This window comes from Pseudomonas sp. NPDC098740 (genome assembly GCF_044760065.1).
Taxonomy (GTDB): domain Bacteria; phylum Pseudomonadota; class Gammaproteobacteria; order Pseudomonadales; family Pseudomonadaceae; genus Aquipseudomonas; species Aquipseudomonas rossensis.
This window is the reverse complement of sequence record NZ_JBIWAM010000006.1, coordinates 308,524-327,297: the sequence shown is the minus strand read 5'-3', so window position 1 is coordinate 327,297 and position 18,774 is coordinate 308,524. Positions and strand designations below refer to the sequence as shown.

General features: G+C 58.9%; 17 protein-coding genes. 10 read left to right on the top strand and 7 right to left on the bottom strand.

What is annotated here, in order from left to right:
* A partial coding sequence (locus ACIQU2_RS10680) for a transposase (protein WP_403140389.1) occupies positions 1–866 on the top strand: 866 nt, incomplete at its 5' end.
* Between the two features lie 193 nt (positions 867–1,059).
* Here ACIQU2_RS10680 and ACIQU2_RS10675 read toward each other — a convergent pair.
* From ACIQU2_RS10675 to ACIQU2_RS10665, 3 genes are all read right to left on the bottom strand, one after another.
* The gene (locus ACIQU2_RS10675) at positions 1,060–2,718 is read right to left on the bottom strand and encodes a cation acetate symporter (protein WP_403140387.1); all 1,659 of its coding nucleotides are present in this window, start codon (positions 2,716–2,718) and stop codon (positions 1,060–1,062) included.
* A complete protein-coding gene (locus ACIQU2_RS10670; protein ID WP_017337238.1) occupies positions 2,715–3,026 on the bottom strand; it encodes a DUF485 domain-containing protein in 312 nt (103 codons plus the stop codon). The genes ACIQU2_RS10675 and ACIQU2_RS10670 overlap by 4 nt, the downstream gene beginning before the upstream one ends.
* Before the next feature lie 239 nt (positions 3,027–3,265).
* Positions 3,266–4,117 (bottom strand): glycine betaine ABC transporter substrate-binding protein, encoded by an 852-nt coding sequence (locus ACIQU2_RS10665; protein WP_403140384.1) that lies wholly within the window; start codon positions 4,115–4,117, stop codon positions 3,266–3,268.
* 300 nt (positions 4,118–4,417) lie between these two features.
* Here ACIQU2_RS10665 and ACIQU2_RS10660 point away from each other — a divergent pair, with 300 nt between their 5' ends.
* On the top strand, positions 4,418–6,013 hold the full coding sequence (locus ACIQU2_RS10660) for a beta (1-6) glucans synthase (protein WP_403140382.1): 1,596 nt from the start codon (positions 4,418–4,420) through the stop codon (positions 6,011–6,013).
* Positions 6,014–6,110: 97 nt separating this feature from the next.
* Here ACIQU2_RS10660 and ACIQU2_RS10655 read toward each other — a convergent pair whose 3' ends face one another.
* A complete protein-coding gene (locus ACIQU2_RS10655) occupies positions 6,111–6,479 on the bottom strand; it encodes a hypothetical protein (protein WP_403140381.1) in 369 nt (122 codons plus the stop codon).
* Between the two features lie 224 nt (positions 6,480–6,703).
* Here ACIQU2_RS10655 and ACIQU2_RS10650 point away from each other — a divergent pair, with 224 nt between their 5' ends.
* Positions 6,704–8,002 carry a serine/threonine protein kinase gene (locus ACIQU2_RS10650; RefSeq protein ID WP_403140379.1) on the top strand — a complete coding sequence of 433 codons (1,299 nt, stop codon included), beginning with the start codon at positions 6,704–6,706 and terminating at the stop codon, positions 8,000–8,002.
* On the top strand, positions 7,995–8,783 hold the full coding sequence (locus ACIQU2_RS10645; protein ID WP_403140377.1) for a VacJ family lipoprotein: 789 nt from the start codon (positions 7,995–7,997) through the stop codon (positions 8,781–8,783). Before ACIQU2_RS10650 ends, ACIQU2_RS10645 begins: the two co-directional genes overlap by 8 nt.
* A 145-nt stretch (positions 8,784–8,928) precedes the next feature.
* On the opposite strand, the gene ACIQU2_RS10640 is transcribed toward ACIQU2_RS10645, so the two are convergent.
* The gene (locus ACIQU2_RS10640; RefSeq protein WP_403140375.1) at positions 8,929–9,843 is read right to left on the bottom strand and encodes a DUF808 domain-containing protein; all 915 of its coding nucleotides are present in this window, start codon (positions 9,841–9,843) and stop codon (positions 8,929–8,931) included.
* Positions 9,844–9,977: 134 nt separating this feature from the next.
* Between ACIQU2_RS10640 and ACIQU2_RS10635 the strand changes: the two genes are divergently transcribed.
* Entirely contained in the window at positions 9,978–10,586 is a 609-nt protein-coding gene (locus tag ACIQU2_RS10635; RefSeq protein WP_403140373.1) for a TetR/AcrR family transcriptional regulator, read from the top strand.
* A gap of 124 nt (positions 10,587–10,710) precedes the next feature.
* On the opposite strand, the gene ACIQU2_RS10630 is transcribed toward ACIQU2_RS10635, so the two are convergent.
* Both ACIQU2_RS10630 and ACIQU2_RS10625 read right to left on the bottom strand, forming a co-directional pair.
* Complete coding sequence (locus ACIQU2_RS10630; RefSeq protein ID WP_403140371.1) at positions 10,711–11,169, bottom strand: REP-associated tyrosine transposase; 459 nt, start codon at positions 11,167–11,169, stop codon at positions 10,711–10,713.
* Positions 11,170–11,393: 224 nt separating this feature from the next.
* Positions 11,394–11,834: a heme-binding protein gene (locus ACIQU2_RS10625; RefSeq protein ID WP_403140369.1), complete on the bottom strand. Its 441-nt coding sequence runs from the start codon at positions 11,832–11,834 to the stop codon at positions 11,394–11,396.
* Positions 11,835–12,099: 265 nt separating this feature from the next.
* Here ACIQU2_RS10625 and gcl point away from each other — a divergent pair, with 265 nt between their 5' ends.
* The 5 genes from gcl to pyk all read left to right on the top strand — a co-directional run bounded on the left by gcl (position 12,100) and on the right by pyk (position 18,660).
* Positions 12,100–13,875, top strand: a complete 1,776-nt coding sequence (gcl, locus tag ACIQU2_RS10620) for a glyoxylate carboligase (protein ID WP_347804868.1) — start codon at positions 12,100–12,102, stop codon at positions 13,873–13,875.
* Between the two features lie 141 nt (positions 13,876–14,016).
* On the top strand, positions 14,017–14,799 hold the full coding sequence (gene hyi / locus ACIQU2_RS10615; protein WP_403140367.1) for a hydroxypyruvate isomerase: 783 nt from the start codon (positions 14,017–14,019) through the stop codon (positions 14,797–14,799).
* A 131-nt stretch (positions 14,800–14,930) separates the two neighbouring features.
* The gene (locus ACIQU2_RS10610) at positions 14,931–15,821 is read left to right on the top strand and encodes a 2-hydroxy-3-oxopropionate reductase (protein WP_129442259.1); all 891 of its coding nucleotides are present in this window, start codon (positions 14,931–14,933) and stop codon (positions 15,819–15,821) included.
* Positions 15,822–15,974: 153 nt separating this feature from the next.
* A complete protein-coding gene (locus ACIQU2_RS10605; protein WP_403140365.1) occupies positions 15,975–17,255 on the top strand; it encodes a glycerate kinase in 1,281 nt (426 codons plus the stop codon).
* Positions 17,245–18,660: a pyruvate kinase gene (gene pyk, locus ACIQU2_RS10600; protein ID WP_403140363.1), complete on the top strand. Its 1,416-nt coding sequence runs from the start codon at positions 17,245–17,247 to the stop codon at positions 18,658–18,660. The genes ACIQU2_RS10605 and pyk overlap by 11 nt, the downstream gene beginning before the upstream one ends.
* The last annotated feature ends 114 nt before the right edge of the window (positions 18,661–18,774 follow it).

Here is an 18,774-nt window from a genome sequence, read left to right as displayed (position 1 = left end):
TCGACCAGGTCGTCGACCTTCAGCCCTGTGAAGATGCCTATGCCAGCGAGCGCGTCAGCGTGCTGCCCTTGCTGGAAAAGGCCAGTGCGGGCCAGTTGTGGATGGCGGATCGACTCTATTGCACGCTCCCTGTCATGGAGGCCTGCGAAGATACCGGCGCTTCATTCATTATTCGCGAACAAAGCAAGCATCCGCGCGTGCTCAAGGAAAGTGAGTGGCAGGAGCCTGCCGCAGTCGCGACAGGCAGCGTGCGCGAACAAACCATCGAAGTAAAAGGTGGACGCCAGTGGCGGCGTGTCGAACTGAACCTGCAAAAACCCACCGAATCCGGCGACACCACGCTGCTGTTCTGGAGCAACTTGCCCGCCACCATCAGCGCGGAGCAAATCGCCGATTTGTACCGTCGGCGCTGGAGCATCGAAGGGATGTTCCAGCGTCTGGAGTCGGTGCTGGACAGCGAGATCGAAACCTTGGGCAACCCCAAGGCCGCGCTGCTGGGTTTTGCGTCCGCTGTGTTGGCTTACAACGTTTTGTCCGTGCTTAAGCGCAGCGTTGAACGGGCTCACTGCCAGACTCAGTCAGAAGACTGGGAAGCGTCGATTTTTCACCTGACGGTGCAGGTACGCAGCGGTTACGAGGGCATGCAGATTGCCTTGCCGCCAGAGCACTTATCCATCCCAATCCGCGCAGGAGGGCTGGCTCAGCACTTGCTGGCGCTGGCCAGAAACGTCCCGCCAAAAACCGTCGCCAAAAGCAAACGAGGTCCGAAGGTGCCCAAATCAAAGGAGTGGCTTGAAGGCAAAGCCGCCAATGCCCACGTGTCAACGGATCGGGTGCTCAAGGCCGCCAAAGTCAAAAGACCTTGAAAGGGATGGCTGTAAGAGCGAAACCGCCAGCCGCCGTTACCGCAGAAATGGATATGTACACCCAAAAGAAACAGGTCGGCTGTCAGGCCGCTTTTCTCCTATAGCGGGAGATAAACCGCCCAACAAAAAATGCCCCAATCTCTCGACCGGGGCATTTCTGTTTAACGCAGCTTATATAAACAAAGCTGAAGCCTTAGTGCGAAACAGCCCCACTCGCCCCCAAACCCGTCTGCGAACGAACAAACTGAGGGAAGAACAGCGCCCGCTCATTGTCAGCCTCAGTCGACTTGTCAGTGATCGAGAAGAACCAGATCCCTATAAACGCAATGGCCATGGAGAACAGCGCCGGGTACTCATACGGGAAGATAGCCTTCTCGTGATGCAGGATCTGCACCCAAATGGTTGGCCCAAGGACCATCAAACCAACGGCACTGATCAGACCCAACCAGCCGCCAATCATCGCACCACGCGTGGTCAGCTTCTTCCAGTACATGGAAAGCAGCAGCACCGGGAAGTTACAGCTCGCCGCGATGGAGAACGCCAGGCCCACCATGAACGCGATGTTCTGGCTTTCGAACAGAATGCCCAGACCAATCGCCAACACACCCAGACAGACGGTGGTGATTTTCGAGACGCGGATCTCGTCCTTGTCGTTCGCCTTGCCCTTCTTGATCACGCTGGCGTAAAGGTCGTGAGACACCGCCGTAGCGCCGGCCAGGGTCAAACCAGCCACAACCGCCAGAATGGTCGCGAACGCCACTGCAGAGATGAAGCCAAGGAAAACACTGCCACCCACCGCGTTGGCCAAGTGCACCGCCGCCATGTTGTTGCCGCCCAACAGCGCGCCAGCCGCATCTTTAAAGGCAGGGTTGGTGCTAACCAGCAAGATCGCGCCGAAGCCGATGATGAAGGTAAGGATGTAGAAGTAACCAATGAAGCCGGTTGCATACAGCACGCTCTTGCGAGCTTCTTTCGCATCACTCACGGTGAAGAAGCGCATCAGAATGTGCGGCAGGCCCGCGGTACCGAACATCAGTGCCAGCCCTAAGGAGAACGCTGAGATCGGGTCTTTCACCAGGCCACCCGGGCTCATGATCGCTTCACCTTTGGCGTGAACCTTGATCGCCTCGGAAAACAGCGCATTGAAGTCGAAGTTGACGTGCTTCATCACCATCAGCGCCATGAACGAGGCACCGGACAGCAGCAACACTGCCTTGATGATCTGCACCCAAGTGGTCGCCAGCATGCCGCCGAACAACACGTACATGCACATCAGGACACCGACCAGGATCACTGCAATGTGATAGTCGAGACCGAACAGCAGCTGAATCAGCTTGCCGGCACCGACCATTTGCGCGATCAGGTAGAACGCCACCACCACCAGCGAGCCGCAAGCGGACAGCGTGCGGATCTGTGTTTGCCCAAGGCGATAGGACGCCACGTCGGCAAAGGTGTATTTACCCAGGTTACGCAGGCGCTCGGCGATCAGGAACAGAATGATCGGCCAGCCCACCAGGAAGCCGATCGAGTAGATCAGGCCGTCGTAGCCGGAGGTGAACACCAGGGCGGAAATACCCAGGAAGGACGCCGCCGACATGTAGTCACCGGCAATCGCCAGACCGTTCTGGAAGCCGGTGATCTTGCCACCCGCCGCATAGTAGTCGGCTGCCGAATTGTTACGCTTGGAAGCCCAGTAGGTGATGCACAGGGTCAAACCGACGAACGCTACGAACATCAAAATCGCAGAGACGTTAAGCGGTTGTTTGTTGACTTCACCAGTCAGGGCTTCAGCGGCCCAGGCACCAGGCGCGAAAGCTGCGATGCTCAATAGAGCCATTAGACGCCGGATCATTGCTGAGCCTCCTTGAGAATCGCATTGTTCAGGTCGTCGAATTCGCCATTGGCGCGTCGTACGTAGATTGCAGTCAGGATAAAGGCCGAGAGAATCAGCCCGACACCAATCGGTATCCCCCAGGTAATCGAAGACTCAGGGCTGATTTTCGCGCCCAGAATATGCGGCCCGTAAGCAATCAACAGGATGAATCCGGAGTAAAGCCCAAGCATGATCGCCGAAAGAATCCAGGCGAACCTTTCTCGCTTACTAACCAGCTCCTTAAAGCGCGGGCTGTTTTGAATCGAGAGGTAAATGCTGTCGTTCATTGTTTTTATCCTCGCAGCACAGATGAAGTTGTAACGTCATCCACTCTATGCGGCTACGGAACTGGTTCCAGACGACCTTAGTATTAGAACGACATGACGGTTTTGCCATTTTTCAGCAATTAATAATTAGCCTGCTTTGCACCCGTCATCTCTCTACATGAAATGCAGAAAAGCAAAAGGCCGCTTGACTGTGATATCAAGCGGCCCTGGAAGGTGCTGACTAGACGCGTCAGCTCAAATCATTTGATCCAGTCTGCAACGCGTTCCGGGTGTTTGGCCACCCAATCCTTCGCTGCGGCTTCAGGTTTGGCACCATCTTGAATGGCCAACATGACTTCGCCGATTTCGTCTTTCGACGCCCACTGGAAGTTCTTCAGGAACTTGGCAACTTCCGGAGCCTTGGTGGCCAGTTCTTTGCTGCCGATGTTGTTCACGGTTTCAGCCGCGCCAAAAACGCCTTTCGGATCATCCAGGAAGCGCAGTTTCCACTTGGCGAACATCCAGTGCGGCACCCAACCGGTAACGGCGATGGATTCGTTTTTCTTCTCGGCACGGGTCAGCTCGGCGATCATCCCGGCGCCGGAACTGGCCTTGAGTTGATAGCCGGTCAGATCGTAGTCCTTGATTGCCTGCTCGGACTTGAGCATTACGCCTGAACCGGCGTCGATGCCGACGATGCGTTTTTTGAAGCTGTCGTCGGTTTTAAGATCATCAATGGATTTGGCTTTGACGTACTCCGGCACGATCAAGCCGATTTTCGCGTCTTTGAAGTTCGGACCGTAATCGACGACCTGATCCTTGTTCTTGGTCCAGTAATCGCCGTGAGTCACAGGCAGCCACGCAGACATCATGGCGTCGAGTTTCCCGGTGGCCACACCCTGCCACATGATCCCGGTGGCGACAGCTTGCAACTTCACGTCATAACCCAGCTTCTGCTTGATCACTTCGGCCGCCACATGAGTGGTGGCAACGCTGTCGGACCAACCGTCAACGTAGCCGATGCTCAGGGTTTTGCTCTCGGCATTGGCGAATGTGGAGCCAATCGCAAGCACCAGAGCGGCACTCGCGCCTAAAAGTCGTCGCATTTTCATCGTTACTTCCCCGAAAGTGCTGCGCTCGACGGATGCCGAGTCGCGTCAACGTATTGTTATGGTGCACAGCGCCCCCATCACGCCCACCGCAAACTCGTCCGAACATCAGCGCGATTTATCGATGAGAGCACTGATGCGTCGATAATCAACCTCACGACAATGGCGACCTTCTCTGCCAGCGACCTCAAGGCATCGAGAAACGACATCAGAACGCCATTAATCTAGACCACCGGAAGTCCGCCGGCCAATCCGCCCGAACTTTGCATGTCAAAAGTATGCAGGCCACCAAGCACGCGGCAAATGAAGGTAACATGCGCGGCTTTGCTCCCAGACGGCCTGACCATGCCCGCGACATCCCGCTTTCCTTTTTTTGCTTATCTATTCGCCTGCCTGTTGGGGCTTTTTGCCCTGGGTGGCTTCTGGTACGGCCTCGGTAAACCGGTGGTGCTGCCGGACGTGGCCAGCGCGACGCACAAGCTGCAATGCGCCTCCTACACCCCGTTCGACAAGGACCAATCGCCGTTCGATCAGCCGTTCAAGCTGCGCCCCGAGCGCATGGACGCCGACCTCGCGCTGCTGGCCAAAAGCTTCGAATGCATCCGCACCTATTCCATGACCGGCCTCGAGGCCCTGCCCGACCTGGCGCGCAAGCACGGACTGAAGCTGATGATCGGCGCCTGGGTCAATAGCAACCCGGTGGACACCGCCAAGGAAGTCGACCTGCTGATCGCCTCGGCCAACGCCAACGCGGACGTGGTGACCTCGGTGATCGTCGGCAACGAAACCCTGTTGCGCAAGGAAGTCACTGGCGCACAGCTGGCCAAGCTCATTAACAAAGTCAAAAGCCAGGTCAAACAACCTGTCACTTACGCCGACGTCTGGGAGTTCTGGCTCCAGCACCCGGAAGTTGCCCCGGCGGTGGATTTCCTGACTATCCACTTGTTGCCGTACTGGGAAGATGACCCGTCGAACATCGATGCCGCCCTGCAGCATGTGGCCGAAGTACGTCAGGTGTTCGGCAACAAGTTCGCGCCCAAGGACGTGATGATTGGCGAAACCGGCTGGCCCAGTGAAGGCCGTCAGCGTGAGACCGCCCTGCCGAGCCGGGTCAACGAAGCCAAGTTCATTCGTGCTTTTGTCATCATGGCGGAGCAGCAAGGCTGGCATTACAACCTGATCGAAGCCTTCGACCAGCCGTGGAAACGCGCCAGCGAAGGTGCGGTCGGTGGTTACTGGGGGCTGTTCGATGCCGATCGCCAGGACAAGGGCGTGCTCGCCGGTCCGGTGTCGAACGTGCCTTACTGGACGCAGTGGCTGGCGGTGGGTGGTTTGATCTTCCTTGGCACGTTGATCCTCGGCGGCCGTGTACGCAGCACTCGCGCAGCGCTGGTTCTACCGCTATTGGGTGCGCTGGCCGCTTGCTCGATTGGCGCCTGGGGCGACCTGGCCCGTGTCACTACGCGGTTTACCAGTGAATGGTTGTGGGTCGCTTTGCTGACGGCGTTGAACGGGTTGGTGCTGGCGCATGCGGCACTGACCCTGAGCGCTCGCACTGGCTGGCGCGGACGCGCGTTCAACACGCTGGAACGTCGGGCGGGCTGGTTGCTCGCCGCGGCCGGGTTTGCCGCTGCGGTGACGATGCTGGAGCTGGTGTTCGATCCACGTTATCGCAGCTTCCCGAGTGTCGCATTCATCCTGCCGGCGCTGGTCTATCTGTGTCGCCCGGTGAGCGTGCCGCGTCGGGAGATTGCCCTGCTGACCTTCATCATCGGTGCCGGCATTGCGCCACAGCTGTATCGTGAAGGGTTGCAGAATCAGCAGGCCTGGGGTTGGGCGCTGGTGAGTGTGTTGATGGTTGCAGCGTTGTGGCGCAGTTTGCGGGTTCGCAAAGGCTGATCATAAAGCAAGATCAACAGATCGCAGCCTGCGGCAGCTCCTACAGGGAAACGCGTATTCCTGTGTAGGAGCTGTCGCAGGCTGCGATCTTTCTGTATCAGGCAACGCGGTTTTCCCGGACCAACCGCAACCCAGCAATCACCACCGTAAAAACAGCCAAAGTCGTGTTGTACAACGCCAACGCCGGAAACCCGAAAACCAGCGCCAACACGGCCAACCACCACCCTGCCCGGCCCGGTAGCACAAAACCGATAACGGCTGCCGCCAATGCCGCGAAGCCCAAGACATTGAAGTGAATCATCAGACCCAGGCTCGAACGAACCTGACATTCCCAGCGGCTCGCTTCGTCCACGCAGATGCCGACCCATTGAGCATCCTCCATGAAGCCATAACGCGCGCCATAACTGGCGGCCAGCCATAACGGCAGGAGAACGAGCAGCAGAATCACAGGCAGACGGCGGGACATGAAGCACTCCAATAAACGAAAACGGCGGCCAGCTTAATCTCCCGCCAGCGGTAAGCAAACGCGCGCAACAGATAATTGGTCACGAAATAGCTGCAAAGTGTATCGTCCAGCTACTATTACTCCGAAACTAGGCCTGATTGGTGCCGATCCATGGCACTTTGGCGCAAACCCCGTGGTCATAGCCTGCGAACTTCATTTGGCACCTTTCTCTAAGAGATCTAGTCATGCTCCGTTCCTTGCGCTTCGCCGCCCTGTTTGGCGGCCTTATTTTGAGTGCGTCCGCACTGGCCGTCGACATCGACGCCGCCAGTTATGGCTACCCCTTGACCAACCCGTTCGAGGCGACAATCGCGACGACGCCGCCGGACCTGCGTCCGGAGTTACCGCTGGACGATGACATCGATCAGGCAACTCGCAGCGTCACGTTGCGCCCGGAGCGAGCATTCGACCTACCGGACAACTTCTGGCCGGTGAAGAAACTCACCTATCGCATCGCCACCCAGGACAAAGCCGCACCGCTGATCTTCCTGATCGCCGGCACCGGCGCGCGCTATGACAGCAGCCACAACGAGTACCTGAAAAAACTCTACTACAAGGCCGGTTACCATGTGGTGCAACTGTCGTCGCCCACCAGCTTCGATTTCATGAGCGCCGCCTCACGTTTCGCTACACCCGGCATCACCAAGGAAGACGCCGAAGACATGTACCGGGTGATGCAGGCCGTGCGAGCACAAAACCCGAATGTGAACGTTACCGATTACTACCTGACCGGTTACAGCCTGGGCGCACTGGACGCGGCATTCGTCGCGCACCTGGACGAAACCCGCCGCAGCTTCAACTTCAAGAAAGTCTTGCTGCTCAACCCGCCGGTCAATCTCTATACCTCGATCACCAACCTGGACAAGCTGGTCCAGACCGAGGTCAAGGGCATCAACAACACCACCACTTTCTATGAGCTGGTGCTGGACAAACTGACCCGTTACTTCCAGCAGAAAGGTTACATCGACCTCAACGATGCGCTGCTCTACGACTTCCAGCAGTCCAAGCAGCACCTGAGCAACGAACAGATGGCCATGCTGATCGGCACTTCGTTCCGCTTCTCGGCAGCCGACATTGCCTTCACCTCGGACCTGATCAACCGTCGCGGTCTGATCACTCCACCGAAATACCCAATCACCGAAGGCACCACCCTCACGCCGTTCCTCAAACGCGCGCTGCAGTGTGACTTCGACTGCTACATCACCGAGCAAGTCATTCCGATGTGGCGCGCCCGCACCGACGGCGGCAGCCTGCTGCAACTGATCGACCAGGTCAGTTTGTATGCACTCAAGGATTACCTGCACGACAGCCCGAAAATTGCCGTCATGCACAACGCCGACGACGTGATTCTCGGCCCTGGCGACCTTGGTTTCCTGCGCAAGACCTTTGGCGATCGTTTGACCGTTTATCCGCTGGGCGGCCATTGCGGCAACCTTAATTACCGCGTCAACAGCGACGCCATGCTGGAGTTCTTCCGTGGCTAAATACCTCCTGCTTATCGCCGCGTTACTCTGTGCAGGCGTCGCCAATGCCGACAACAGCAAAGCCAACGCACCGGTTGTGATTGACAGTGACGGCTTCAAGGAGCCGTTGAGCAAACTCAAATTCAACCCGGGGCTGGATCAGCGCGAATTCGAACGCTCGACGCTCAACGCGCTGAACGTCTACGACCCGCTGGAAGAGTGGAACCGCCGCGTCTACCACTTCAACTACCGCTTCGACCAATGGGTGTTCCTGCCAGTGGTTGACGGCTATCACTACATCACTCCGAGCTTCCTGCGTACTGGCGTCAGCAACTTCTTCAATAACCTCGGTGACGTGCCGAACCTGTTGAACAGCTTGCTACAGTTCAAGGGGCAGCGCTCGATGGAAACCACCGCGCGCCTGCTGCTCAACACCACCGTCGGCATCGCCGGCCTGTGGGATCCGGCCACCGCCATGGGTCTGCCGCGCCAGAGCGAAGACTTCGGCCAGACGCTGGGCTTCTACGGTGTACCCAGCGGCGCCTACTTCGTGTTGCCGATCCTCGGCCCTTCGAACATCCGCGACACCGGCGGCCTGGTGGTGGACTTCAGCGCGGAATCGGCGATCAACTTCCTGAACGTCTCCGAAGTCAGCTCCAACCACCCCGAGGTCTGGGTCCTGCGCAGCGTCGACAAGCGCTACCAGACCGGCTTCCGCTACGGCCAACTGAACTCGCCATTCGAGTACGAGAAAGTGCGCTACGTGTACACCGAGTCGCGCAAGTTGCAGATCGCCGAGTAAATCCATCGGCAATAAACAACTGTGGGAGCGAGCTTGCTCGCGATGAGGCCATAACATTCAACTTCTATGTTGATTGTTACACCGCTATCGCGAGCAAGCTCGCTCCCACATTTGTTATGCGTTACTTATGGAAAGAGTTCTAGCTTCAGCCTTTCAGTGCTTTCCAGGTTTTGCTGGCAACCATCACACCCGCCAACACCACCGCCCCCGCCACAATCCCCGCCACCGCATTCAGCAACGTCGGCACGATAAACCCGGCACCGCCCGCCCCTGCGCTGACACTCTCAATCCAGTGATGAACCACCGGCACGCCGTGGGTGAGAATTCCGCCACCCACCAGGAACATCGCCGCCGTGCCGATCACCGACAGGCTTTTCATCATGTACGGCGCCGCACGCAGGATCCCGCTGCCAATGCTTTTGGCCATCTGTCCAGGCTTCTGAGTCAGCCACAAGCCGAGGTCGTCGAGTTTGACGATGCCGGCCACCAGGCCATACACGCCAATGGTCATGACGATGGCAATGCCCGAGAGGACGATGACTTGCTGGGTCAGCGGAGCATCCGCCACGGTGCCCAGGGTGATTGCGATGATTTCAGCAGAGAGAATGAAGTCGGTGCGGATGGCGCCTTTGATCTTGTCCTGCTCGAACGCCACCAGATCGACCGCCGGATCAGCCACGGCCTCAACCAGCTCTGCATGCTCGGCCTGGTCTTCAGCCTTGCTGTGCAGGAATTTATGGGCCAGTTTTTCGAAACCTTCGAAACACAGGTAAGCACCGCCGATCATCAACAACGGTGTGACCAGCCACGGAATGAATGCACTGATGGCCAAGGCCGACGGCACCAGGATCAGCTTGTTGAGAAAAGAGCCCTTGGCCACCGCCCACACCACCGGGAATTCCCGCTCGGCACGCACACCGGAAACCTGTTGGGCATTGAGCGCCAGATCGTCGCCGAGCACGCCAGCAGTCTTCTTGGCGGCCATTTTGGTCATCAACGCCACATCGTCGAGTACCGCGGCAATGTCATCGATCAGCAACAGCAAACTGCTTCCTGCCATGAATCAGGTTTCCTTCTTGAATGAATGCCGCGCAGCATAACGCGGTCGGGTGCCGCACGGGGCATTCTTGAGCGCCGCGCGAGGCCGGTGCTACCATGCGCAACCGCCAGAACAGGCAAGGAACCCCCTGGTTTATGAGCACTATCCGCGAGCGCAACAAACAACTGATCCTGCGTGCCGCCAGTGAAGAATTTGCCGACAAGGGCTTCGCTGCGACCAAAACCAGTGACATCGCAGCCAAGGCGGGATTGCCCAAGCCCAACGTCTACTACTACTTCAAATCCAAGGAAAACCTCTACCGCGAGGTCCTGGAAAGCATCATCGAACCGATTCTGCAGGCCTCGACACCGTTCAACGCCGACGGCGCGCCCAGTGAAGTGCTGAGCGGCTACATCCGCTCGAAAATCCGCATCTCCCGCGACCTGCCCTTTGCCTCCAAGGTTTTTGCCAGCGAAATCATGCACGGCGCCCCGCACCTGAGCGCCGATCTGGTTGAACGGCTCAACGGCCAGGCCAAGCACAACATCGACTGCATCCAGACCTGGATCGACCGCGGCCAGATCGCCCCGATCGACCCCAACCACCTGATGTTCAGCATCTGGGCCGCGACCCAGACCTATGCCGACTTCGACTGGCAGATTTCCGCGGTAACCGGAAAGGCCAAGCTCGATGAGGCCGACTATGAAGCGGCGGCGCAGACGATTATCCGGTTGGTACTCAAGGGGTGTGAGCCGGACAGGTAAATCGAGTGAAGCCCAATCGCGGGCAAGCCCGCTCCCACACGATCTGTGGTGACACAAAAGGTGTGAGCACCCTCGAAACCTGTGTGAGCGGGCTTGCCCGCGATGGCGGCGACTCGGAGTTTGATCAAAGCCAAATAGCATCCCACAGCGGATAATCGCCTAGGTGTTCTACGAGCCCTGCCCGCAATGGGTTGGCTACAACGTACCGCGCCATCTTCACCAAGTCTTCCTCTCGCCTCAATGCCCGATCGTGATAGCCCTGCTGCCAGAGTGGTCCATTTCTATTACTGGAAAGGTTCACCTCTCGAGTACTCAATGACTTGGTTTGGCGCATCAGATTGCTGAGCGAACATTTCTCCAATTGGACCAGCCAATGGAAGTGATCAGGCATAACTACCCAAGCCAGTGAATTCACCAACCCCTGATTTTGTGCTTGGCGAAATTGATGAACGACCAGTCTGCCCAAAGCAAAATCCTTAAAAACCGGTTCACGATCAAGTGTATTGGTGGTCAGCAAATAGACTCGATTGGGCTCGGCATAACGGCCCGTTCGTAGGCGATGTGAAGCGGGTAAGTCAGGCATTCCATTGCCTCTCTCATGATTGGTTCATGAAAGACTAGACCTGGAAATGCCGGGTGATGATGCAGACTTTTAGCTGGATGTGTCTGGTAGACAGCCATCGCGGGCAAGCCCGCTCCCACAGGGTCTGTTGGTGTACACAGAACCAGTGAACGCCGTCGATCCTTGTGGGAGCCGCGGTGCGGCGATCCGACTTGCCCGCGATAGCAATGGGTGTCACTACAAGATCAAGCAGTCACCCCCGCATCCGCCCGCAACCCCAACGCCTCAATCGCGTTGATCGCACATTGCTCATCAACATCAGAAAGATCACCGCTAATACCAACAGCCCCCAGCACATTCCCTTCCTGATCCCGAATCAAAACGCCGCCCGGTGCCGGGACGACGCTGCCCTGCCCCAGACTATTCAAGGCGGCGATGAACGCCGGCCGTTGTTGGGCGTCCAGTGCCAGCAGGCGCGAGCCTTTGCCCAGGGCGATGGCGCCCCAGGCTTTGCCGATGGCGATCTGCGGGCGCAGCAGGCTGGCGCCGTCTTCGCGTTGCAGGGAGATCAGATGCCCACCGGCATCCAGCACCGCGATGGTCAATGGAGCCGCCGAGATTGCACGCCCCGCGGAGATGGCCTGACTGATCAGGTTGACTGCGACTTTCAAGGTTAAAGCGCTCATGGTGCCGTCCTCATTTTGCTATAGGGAAAGCTGCTGGACTGTTTTCGTTCAGAGTCCGATGCAACAAATAGAACACAATGAGTTATTTTTTTGTATACAATAATTTTCGAAAAGCGCCACATGCGACGAAAAGCCACAGCAGATCGGGCTTCCGACGAATGAAACAGTCGCTTGAGAAAATGGATTGACCTGCGCCGTCCGCCGTGAATACACTCTGCGCAAAGCCACTTGTATACAATTACAGAACGTAAGAGGCACCAAAACCATGAGCAAAATGAGAGCAATCGAAGCCGCCGTTCTGGTGATGCGCCGTGAAGGGGTTGATACCGCTTTTGGCATCCCGGGCGCCGCGATCAACCCGCTGTACTCCGCCTTGCAGAAGGTCGGTGGCATCGATCACGTCCTCGCTCGCCACGTTGAAGGCGCCTCGCACATGGCCGAGGGCTACACCCGCACCAAGGCCGGCAACATCGGCGTGTGCATCGGCACTTCCGGCCCGGCCGGTACCGACATGGTCACCGGGCTCTACAGCGCCTCGGCCGACTCGATCCCGATTCTTTGCATTACCGGCCAGGCCCCCCGCGCCCGTATGCACAAGGAAGACTTCCAGGCGGTCGACATCACCTCGATCGTCAAGCCAGTGACCAAGTGGGCAACCACCGTCATGGAACCGGGCCAGGTGCCTTACGCGTTCCAGAAAGCCTTTTACGAAATGCGCTCCGGCCGTCCAGGCCCGGTGCTGATCGATCTGCCGTTCGACGTGCAGATGGCTGAAATCGAATTCGACATCGACGCCTACGAACCACTGCCGCTGGCCAAGCCAACCGCTAACCGCGTGCAAATCGAGAAGGCCCTGGCCATGCTCGATCAGGCCGAGCGTCCGTTGCTGGTGGCCGGTGGCGGCATCATCAATGCCGACGCCAGCGAATTGCTGGTGGAGTTCGCCGAGCTGACCGGTATCCCGGTGGTCCCGACCCTGATGGGCTGGGGCACCATTCCGGACGATCACCCGTTGATGGTCGGCATGGTCGGTCTGCAAACCTCGCACCGCTACGGCAACGCCACGATGCTCAAATCCGACCTGGTGCTGGGTGTCGGTAACCGCTGGGCCAACCGTCACACCGGTTCGATCGACGTTTACACCGAAGGCCGCAAATTCATTCACGTCGACATTGAACCGACCCAGATCGGTCGCGTGTTCACCCCGGACCTGGGCATCGTTTCCGACGCCGCTGCCGCGCTGACCGTGTTCATCGAAGTCGCTCGCGAATGGCAAGCCGCCGGCAAGCTGAAAAACCGCAGCGCCTGGCTGCAAGACTGCCAGCAGCGCAAAGCCAGCCTGCATCGCAAGACTCACTTCGACAACGTGCCGGTCAAACCGCAGCGCGTTTACGAAGAGATGAACCAGGTGTTCGGCAAGGACACGTGCTACGTCAGCACCATCGGTCTGTCGCAGATTGCCGGCGCGCAGTTCCTGCACGTCTACAAACCGCGTCACTGGATCAACTGCGGTCAGGCTGGTCCTCTGGGCTGGACCATTCCGGCAGCGCTGGGCGTGGTCAAGGCTGATCCGACCCGCAAGGTTGTGGCGTTGTCGGGCGACTATGACTTCCAGTTCATGATCGAAGAATTGGCGGTGGGCGCGCAGTTCAAGCTGCCGTACATCCACGTGGTGGTGAACAACTCCTACCTGGGGCTGATCCGTCAGGCTCAGCGCGGTTTTGACATGGACTACTGCGTGCAGCTGTCCTTCGATAACCTGAACGCTCCGGAACTCAACGGTTACGGTGTCGACCACGTCGCGGTCGCCGAAGGCCTGGGCTGCAAGGCGCTGCGTGTATTCGAACCGGGTCAGATCCAGCCTGCCCTGCGCAAGGCTCAGGAGCTGATCGAAGAGTTCAAGGTGCCGGTGATCGTCGAGATTATTCTGGAGCGTGTGACCAACATTTCCATGGGCACCGAGATCAACGCCGTCAACGAATTCGAAGACCTGGCGCTGGTCGGCAACGATGCGCCAACGGCGATTTCGTTGCTGGATTAAGTTGACCTGATACCTGTAGCAGCTGCCGAGGCACGAGGCTGCGTTGCGTGTCCGCAGGACCGCTCGGGGGCCGCTTCGCAGCCCAACGCAGCCTCGTACCTCGGCAGCTGCTACAGGCACCTATTTTTACAGGAGACCACCATGCCGCGTTTCGCAGCCAACCTGTCCATGCTGTTCACCGAGCAGGATTTTCTTGCCCGTTTTGAAGCTGCCGCCAAGGCCGGCTTCAGTGGTGTCGAATACCTGTTCCCTTACGACTTCAGCTCCGCCGAGATCAAAGCCAAGCTCGATGCCAATGGCTTGACCCAAGTGCTGTTCAACCTGCCGGCCGGTGACTGGGCCAAGGGCGAACGCGGTATCGCGTGCCTGCCGGACCGGATTGAAGAGTTCCGCGCCGGTGTCGACCTGGCGATTGCCTACGCGAAAGTGTTGGGCAACACCCAGGTCAACTGCCTGGCCGGTATTCGTCCACAAGGCATCGACGATGCCACCGTGGAAAAAACCTTCGTCGCCAACCTCAAGTACGCCGCCGACAAGCTGCAAGCGGCGGGCATCAAACTGGTGATGGAAGCGATCAACACCCGCGACATCCCGGGTTTCTACCTGAACAACACCGCGCAAGCCCTGTCGATTCGCGAACAGGTCGGCAGCGCCAATCTGTTCCTGCAATACGACATCTACCACATGCAAATCATGGAGGGCGACCTGGCCCGCACCATGGCTGCGCACCTGGGCGAGATCAATCACGTGCAATTGGCGGACAACCCAGGACGCAACGAACCGGGCACCGGTGAAATCAACTACCGCTTCCTGTTCGAACACCTGGACCGCATCGGTTATCAGGGTTGGGTTGGCTGCGAATACAAGCCGCTGACCACCACTGAAGCAGGTTTGGGCTGGTTGAAAACCCATAACGCAATCTAACCGAACATGACATCCCTGTAGGAGCTGCCGAAGGCTGCGATCTTTTGACTTTGCCTTTCAAGATCAAGATCAACAGATCGCAGCCTTCGGCAGCTCCTACAGAGGGCCACATAAAAAAAGAGGAATTTCTCATGGCTAAAATCGGATTTATCGGCACCGGCATCATGGGCCACCCAATGGCGTTGAACCTGCAGAAAGCCGGTCACAGCCTGTTCCTGTCGGCGCACCACGACCCCGCGCCTGCTGACCTGATTGCCGGTGGCGCCGTCGCCCTGGCGAACCCGAAAGAAGTCGCGCAAGAAGCCGAATTCATCATCGTCATGGTGCCGGATACCCCGCAGGTCGATGACGTGCTGTTCCGCGCCGACGGTGTTGCGGCCGGTGTTGGCAAAGGCAAAGTCGTGATCGACATGAGCTCGATCTCGCCGACGGCCACCAAAGCCTTCGCTGCCAAAATCAACGAAAAAGGCGCTCAGTACCTCGACGCGCCAGTGTCCGGCGGTGAAGTCGGCGCCAAGGCCGCGACCCTGAGCATCATGGTCGGCGGCGATGCCGATGCCTTCGAACGCGTTCTGCCGCTGTTCCAGGCGATGGGCAAGAACATCACCCTGGTGGGCGGCAACGGCGACGGTCAAACCGCCAAAGTGGCGAACCAGATCATCGTGGCGCTGAACATCCAGGCCGTGGCCGAAGCCCTGCTGTTCGCGTCGAAAAACGGTGCCGATCCCGCCAAGGTGCGCGAAGCACTGATGGGCGGCTTCGCATCCTCGAAGATCCTCGAAGTGCACGGCGAACGCATGATCAAAGGCACCTTCGACCCAGGCTTCCGCATCAGCCTGCACCAGAAGGACCTGAACCTGGCCCTGGCCGGCGCGCGCGAGTTGGGCATCAACCTGCCGAACACCGCCAACACCCAGCAAGTGTTCAGCACCTGCGCAGCGATCGGTGGCAGCAACTGGGACCACTCGGCGCTGATCAAGGGCCTGGAACACATGGCGAATTTCTCGATTCGCGATAAATAAGCAAGCCCCGCACAAAACCCTGGGGGAGCGAGCCTGCTCGCGAAAGCGGTTTCACATTCAACATCTATGTTGGCTGACACACCGCATTCGCGAGCAGGCTCGCTCCCACAGGGTCCGCGTCAAACCCAATAACAAGAAATCCGGGAGCCCGCCATGTCGGTCAATCCGCAACAATTCCTGCGCGAGCTGTTTGCCACAGCCATCGACGCGGCCCATCCGCAGCAAGTCCTCGAAGCCCATTTGCCCAAAGATCGCAGCGGTCGGGTGATCGTCATCGGCGCCGGCAAAGCCGCCGCGGCCATGGCTCAAGTGGTGGAGCGTTGCTGGCAGGGTGAAGTGTCAGGTCTAGTGGTGACGCGTTACGGTCACGGCGCCCCGTGTGAAAAAATCGAAGTGGTTGAAGCCGCTCACCCGGTGCCCGATGCTGCCGGTCTGGCGGTCGCCAAACGCGTGTTGGAACTGGTCAGCAATCTGACTGAAGACGACCGTGTGATCTTCCTGCTCTCGGGCGGCGGCTCTGCCCTGCTGGCTTTGCCCGCGGCCGGCATCACCCTGGCCGACAAGCAGTCGATCAACAAAGCCCTGCTCAAATCCGGCGCCACCATTGGCGAGATGAATTGCGTACGCAAGCACCTCTCGGCGATCAAGGGCGGCCGCCTCGGCAAAGCCTGCTGGCCTGCCACTGTTTATACCTATGCGATTTCCGATGTACCGGGCGACCTCGCCACCGTCATCGCCTCCGGCCCCACCGTGGCCGACCCGAGCACCTCTGCCGAAGCCCTGGCGATCCTTAAGCGTTACGCCATTGAAGTCCCGGCCTCGGTGCGCAATTGGCTGCAGAGCCCGGAATCAGAGACGGTCAAACCCGGCGACCCTAGCCTGGCGCGCAGTCACTTCCAGCTGATCGCTCGTCCACAACAGTCGCTTGAAGCCGCTGCGGTGAAAGCGCGCCAGGCCGGTTTCAGCCCGCTGATCCTTGGCGACCTGGAGGGCGAATCCCGCGAAGTGGCCAAGGTTCACGCCGGTATCGCCCGTCAGGTCGTGCTGCACGGTCAGCCATTGGCGGCGCCCTGCGTAATCCTCTCGGGCGGTGAAACCACGGTCACCGTACGCGGCAATGGCCGTGGCGGGCGCAACGCCGAATTCCTGTTGAGCCTGACCGACAGCCTTAAAGGCCTGCCCGGCGTCTACGCGCTGGCTGGCGACACCGATGGCATCGATGGCTCCGAAGACAACGCCGGCGCAATCATGACCCCGGACAGTTACGCCCGCGCCGCCGCCCTCGGCCTGAGCGCCAGCGACGAGTTGGACAACAACAATGGCTACGGCTATTTCGAGGCGCTGGACGCGCTGATCGTCACTGAGCCGACCCGCACCAACGTCAACGACTTCCGTGCCATCCTGATTCTCGAGAGCCCTAAAAATGACGCCTGACAAGAAGGTTAAAATCCTCGCCACCCTCGGTCCTGCCACTAATGGGATCGACGACATCCGTGAGCTGGTGCAGGCCGGGGTCAACATCTTTCGCCTGAACTTCAGCCACGGTGATCACGCCGACCACGCTCAGCGCTATCAGTGGATTCGTGAAGTCGAGCGCCAGCTGAATTATCCGCTGGGCATTCTGATGGACCTGCAAGGCCCGAAACTGCGGGTCGGCAAGTTCGCCGAGGGCAAGGTGCAATTGCATCGCGGTCAGGCGCTGCGTCTGGATCTTGACCCGACGCCGGGGGATGAGCGCCGGGTCAGCTTGCCTCACCCGGAAATCATCGCCGCACTCGAGCCGGGCATGGACCTGCTGCTGGACGACGGCAAGCTGCGTCTTCGCGTGGTGACAAAGTACTCCGACGCCATCGACACCACCGTGCTCAATGGCGGCGAACTGTCGGACCGCAAAGGCGTGAACGTACCGCAAGCGGTGCTGGAACTGAGCCCGCTGACCGCCAAGGATCGTCGCGATTTGAGCTTCGGTCTGGAGCTGGGTGTGGACTGGGTAGCGCTGTCGTTTGTGCAGCGTCCGGAAGACATCCGCGAGGCGCGCGAACTGATCGGCGACAAAGCGTTTTTGATGGCCAAGATCGAGAAGCCATCGGCGGTGACGCAACTGCGCGAGATCGCCGAATTGAGCGACGCGATCATGGTCGCTCGCGGTGACCTGGGCGTGGAAGTGCCGGCCGAAAGCGTGCCGCAGATTCAGAAAAACATCATCAGCATCTGCCGCGAACTCGGCAAACCAGTGGTGGTAGCGACGCAGATGCTGGAGTCGATGCGCTTCTCCCCTGCCCCGACCCGTGCCGAGGTGACCGATGTTGCCAACGCCGTGGCCGAAGGTGCGGATGCGGTGATGCTGTCGGCGGAAACCGCGTCCGGTGAGTACCCGCTGGAAGCCGTGCAGATGATGAGCAAGATCATTCGCCAGGTGGAAAACGGCCCGGACTATCAGGCGCAACTGGATGTGAGCCGGCCCAAGGCTGAAGCGACTGTTTCCGATGCGATCAGCTGCGCGATTCGCCGTATCAGCAATGTGCTGCCGGTGGCGGTGCTGGTGAATTACAGCGAATCCGGCACCTCGAGTTTGCGTGCGGCGCGGGAACGGCCGACGGTGCCGATCCTCAACCTGACGCCGAACCTGCAAACCGCTCGCCGGTTGACGGTGGCCTGGGGCGTGCACTCGGTGGTCAATGATCGGCTGCGGCAGGTGGATGAGGTGTGTTCGACGGCGCTGGAGATTGCCCAGGCGCAGGGCATGGCCAAGCGTGGCGACACCTTATTGATCACAGCGGGTGTGCCGTTTGGGCAGCCGGGGTCGACTAACTCACTGCGTATCGAAACATTGATTTAGCGTCTGTACCGGCCTCTTCGTCGGAACGCCGCCCGGTGCCGGCTCGCTCCCACAGTGGATGTGTGTAGTTCACACATCCATCAGCTGAACAAAGATTCAGTGTGGGAGTGAGCC